The organism is Dolichospermum sp. LEGE 00240 (assembly GCF_015207875.1).
In the GTDB taxonomy this organism is placed as follows: domain Bacteria; phylum Cyanobacteriota; class Cyanobacteriia; order Cyanobacteriales; family Nostocaceae; genus Dolichospermum; species Dolichospermum gracile.
The window spans coordinates 1-3,726 of the sequence record NZ_JADEVZ010000146.1; the positions used below are offsets into that span (position 1 = coordinate 1).

Here is a 3,726-nt window from a genome sequence, read left to right on the forward strand (position 1 = left end):
GCAATTACTATGGCGGTTAATGCTATTACTGATGAAAATGCTCTCAATTGGTTTAATCATTGTGGATTGTTTTTTGACCCTATTTAGATAGCTATTTTTGTACTGGACTTGATCGCAAACTGCTGTAAATAGAAATATGGGGACTTGATTACTTGATTAACTAATGTAAAAAACAAAGGAGGCTTTATGAAAGCTGTTGAGTTAGTAGGGACAGTAAACACAAATGGGCAGATTAATTTAGACCAAGCATTAACATTTCCTTACGGCAGTCGTGTTAAGGTTATTGTCTTATTGCCTGAGTTGATTTGCACCGAAGAAAGTGTTGTTCCAGGAAACTATTCAGGATTATTTTCTGTTCTGATTCAGGCATTACCGTAACATTCCAGGCGAGTGCTGCTAAACTCAATAAAGCCTTACCCTTCTATACTTTTGATTACTTCCACCAATTTCTGAATATGTGCTAACTCATGGGTAGCCATTACAGATATCCTAATGCGGCTGGTGCTAACTGTGGGAGGACGAATGGCTGGGGCAAAAATTCCCGATGTTCGCAAGTGCTTTCCTGTTGTTAATGCTGCGGACGCACTGGGCAATTGAAAACATAATATCGGAGATTCTGTCGGTAATAACTTTAAATTAGGTAAATTCTCTGTAATTAATTGTTTTAAATAGTTGACATTTTGCCAAAGTCGCGATCGCCTTTCCGGTTCTGCTTGGACAATTTTAATGGCGGCCATTGCGGCGGCTGTATCTGCGGGAGATAGAGCTGTAGTATAAATCCAACTAGGGGCGCGATTGCGTAAAAAGTCAATGAGAGGAAGGCTACCAGCGACATATCCACCCAAACTCCCCAAGGCTTTACTTAATGTGCCAATTTGAATTAATTCTCTACCTGTACAGCCAAAATGTTCTACACAACCAGCGCCAGTTTTTCCCATGACTCCTGTAGCATGAGCTTCATCGAGAAGTAGCATACTACTAAATTCTTCAGCTAAATCTAGCAGTTGGGGTAATGGACATAAATCACCATCCATGCTAAAGACGCTATCGGTAATAATTAAACAGCGGCGATATTTCTTCCTGTGTTCCCATAACTTTTCTTGCAGTACTGCAGTACCACAGTGCGGATATTCCATGACAGTTGCACCGCTGAGAATCGCTCCTTTTTTTAAGCTGGAATGGTTATATTCATCAGATAAAATTAAGTCTCTTTTACCGACTATGGCGGCAATTGTGCCTAGATTTGCTAAATAACCAGAACTAAATACTAATGCGTCTTCGGTTTGTTTAGTAGATGCTATTCCCTGTTCTAATTCTCTGTGAATTTCTCGATGTCCACTGAGTAATCTAGAACCTGTACTACCAGTGCCGAATTTTTGAATAGCATTAATGGCGGCTATTTGTAAGCGTTCATCTCCTGCTAATCCTAAGTAATCATTACTGGCAAAGTTAATAACCTCTTGCCCAGATAATACCACAGTTGCACCGGGTTGGCTGTGAATCGTTTGTACGGAACGATACCAGTTAGCCCGATAAATCGTGGCTAAAGATTCATTTATCCAAGCATAAGGATTATTATTCATGATGAATTATGAACACTCTACTTCACTACTGCTAAGATAAGCGATCGCTTGTCTAATCCAATCCTCCACATAGGCATTTTTGGGTAAACCAATATCTTCGCTAACTACGTGCAGGGCGTTACTAACCTCATGGGCAGTATATCCCAGGGCAAAAAGAGTCATTTGCACTTCTTCTAAAATTCCTGGTGCAGGTCTGCCTGTAGCCACAAAGAAGCCCGCTGATTTGCGCCATTCGATCAGTTTACTCTTGAGTTCTAAACAAATGCGTTCAGCGGTTTTCTTGCCCACTCCAGGGGCTTGAATCAGCATTTGGATGTTAGCAGCGACAATGGCTTGGACTAACTCTGGTAATTCCATTGTATCCAAGAGAGCGATCGCTAATGCTGCACCAATGCCGCTAACACTGAGCAAATGGCGAAATAAATCCCGTTCCGAAGGAGAAGAAAAACCATAAAGCACGGGTACTTCTTCCCGGATCTGGTAATGGGTAAAGATTTGGATCACATCCCCAGTTGATGTTAACTGGTTGGACAAACGTTGGGGAATTTGTAAATCGTAACCTGTGCCATTGACTTCTAAGGTCAAGATGACGCGATTAGGAGTAATGGCTTGGACACCAGCAACGATACCTTTAAGATAGCTAATCATTCTAGGAAACCAAAATATTTTAAACCTTCCATAATCCCAGCAGCACAACGGTTTTGGGCGAGGTAACGGTAGTCCGCAGGATGCTGCTGATACCATTGGAGTAACTCTGGACGAGCATTCCCGACAATGATTCCCCGTTCCTGACCGACAGCGAATAAAGCTATATCATTACCTGAATCGCCACAAACAACAGTCTGCTCGGCTGCAAATTTCCACTTCTGACGGAGAAACTGCATTGCTTGACCTTTATCGCTGGTATGGGGTAAAATGTCAAGGTCAATTTCACTACTATAGATTAACTTTACATTTAGTTGAGTTTTTTGCAACTCGGCCTCAAGTTGTGGTATAGTCAGGCGAATTTGGTTTGAAAACGACTATATATAAGGAGTATACTGTGACTCAATTTCTTTTCATTACCGATCTTGATCACACTCTCGTGGGTGATGATCAAGCAATGGAAGGACTGAATCGCAAATTAGAACTATATCGTCAGCAACACAATACAAAAATTGTTTACTCTACTGGGCGATCGCTATATCTGTATCAGCAACTAGAACAACAACAAAATCAAAAACAAACAGCACTTTTACAGCCAAATATACTCATTTGCGCCGTAGGTACAGAAATTTACTCTTATAATCATCAAGATCAATTGATTATTAATAATCAGTGGTCAGAGAATCTATCTGAAGATTGGGATAGAGAATTAGTTGTAAAAGTAGCTGCCAATTTTACTCAATTAAAACCACAGCCGGAAAGTGAGCAAAGACCTTTTAAAGTTAGCTATTTTCTCCAAGAAAAAACTGCTCTACAAATAGTATCAGACTTAGAAAAAGCCTTACTCCAACAAACTTTAGATATTCAAGTTATTTATAGTGATAACAAAGACCTAGACATCCTACCACGTAAAGCCAACAAAGGTATGGCCATGACCTTTGTACGCGAATATTTAGAAATAGAACCAGCCAAAACCGTTGCGTGTGGGGACTCTGGTAATGATATTGCCCTCTTTGCCAATAGAAAAGAAAAAGGTATTATTGTCGCCAATGCTAAACAAGAATTACTAGATTGGCACAACGAAAACCCAAACGAAAATCGTTACTTAGCAAAAGCTGAGTTTGCGGCAGGAATTGAAGAAGGTTTACGGCATTTTGGATTTTTGGGAGAATAAAACTTAATAGTTTAGTTCCGTTTTTTTTGATTCAACTAGCTTATTTGTTTAATCACTTGAAGCTCCTAATTCTTTTAAAGCAGATATTTGGGTATCATCTAAATTTTTAACTCCAGAAATATTCATATCCTGGTACGGTTTACCAAGTTCTATGGTATGAATACTAATGTTAACGCTGTCTTCTACTTCCCAGAACTTACAGCAGTTTGCGATCAAGTCCAGTACAAAAATAGCTATCTAAATAGGGTCAAAAAACAATCCACAATGATTAAACCAATTGAGAGCATTTTCATCAGTAATAGCATTAACCGCCATAGTAATTGC

At 39.7% G+C, this 3,726-nt stretch carries 4 protein-coding genes and 1 pseudogene; 2 read left to right on the top strand and 3 right to left on the bottom strand.

The features are described from left to right. Positions 1–186 precede the first annotated feature (186 nt). The gene (locus IQ226_RS24465; RefSeq protein ID WP_193899716.1) at positions 187–378 is read left to right on the top strand and encodes a hypothetical protein; all 192 of its coding nucleotides are present in this window, start codon (positions 187–189) and stop codon (positions 376–378) included. A gap of 35 nt (positions 379–413) precedes the next feature. Here the strand turns inward: IQ226_RS24465 and bioF are convergent, their stop codons facing one another. The 3 genes and pseudogenes from bioF to IQ226_RS24480 all read right to left on the bottom strand — a co-directional run. After that, positions 414–1,583, bottom strand: coding sequence for an 8-amino-7-oxononanoate synthase (bioF, locus tag IQ226_RS24470; RefSeq protein ID WP_193899718.1), 1,170 nt, complete (start codon positions 1,581–1,583; stop codon positions 414–416). Between the two features lie 6 nt (positions 1,584–1,589). Beyond that, the gene (gene ruvA, locus IQ226_RS24475) at positions 1,590–2,231 is read right to left on the bottom strand and encodes a Holliday junction branch migration protein RuvA (RefSeq protein ID WP_193899720.1); all 642 of its coding nucleotides are present in this window, start codon (positions 2,229–2,231) and stop codon (positions 1,590–1,592) included. Next, positions 2,228–2,578 (bottom strand): annotated as a pseudogene (locus IQ226_RS24480) (HAD-IIB family hydrolase); the annotation flags it as partial. The pseudogene IQ226_RS24480 and the gene ruvA, both read right to left, overlap by 4 nt. Before the next feature lie 47 nt (positions 2,579–2,625). On the opposite strand from IQ226_RS24480, the gene IQ226_RS24485 reads away from it, so the two are divergent. Beyond that, a complete protein-coding gene (locus IQ226_RS24485; protein WP_193899722.1) occupies positions 2,626–3,402 on the top strand; it encodes a sucrose-phosphate phosphatase in 777 nt (258 codons plus the stop codon). Positions 3,403–3,726: the final 324 nt, after the last annotated feature.

Excerpts from the sequence above, each read along its gene's own strand:
- IQ226_RS24465 (WP_193899716.1), top strand. The coding sequence starts at position 187 with ATGAAAGCTGTTGAGTTAGTAGGGACAGTAAACACAAATGGGCAGATT.
- bioF (WP_193899718.1), bottom strand. The coding sequence starts at position 1,583 with ATGAATAATAATCCTTATGCTTGGATAAATGAATCTTTAGCCACGATT.
- ruvA (WP_193899720.1), bottom strand. The coding sequence starts at position 2,231 with ATGATTAGCTATCTTAAAGGTATCGTTGCTGGTGTCCAAGCCATTACT.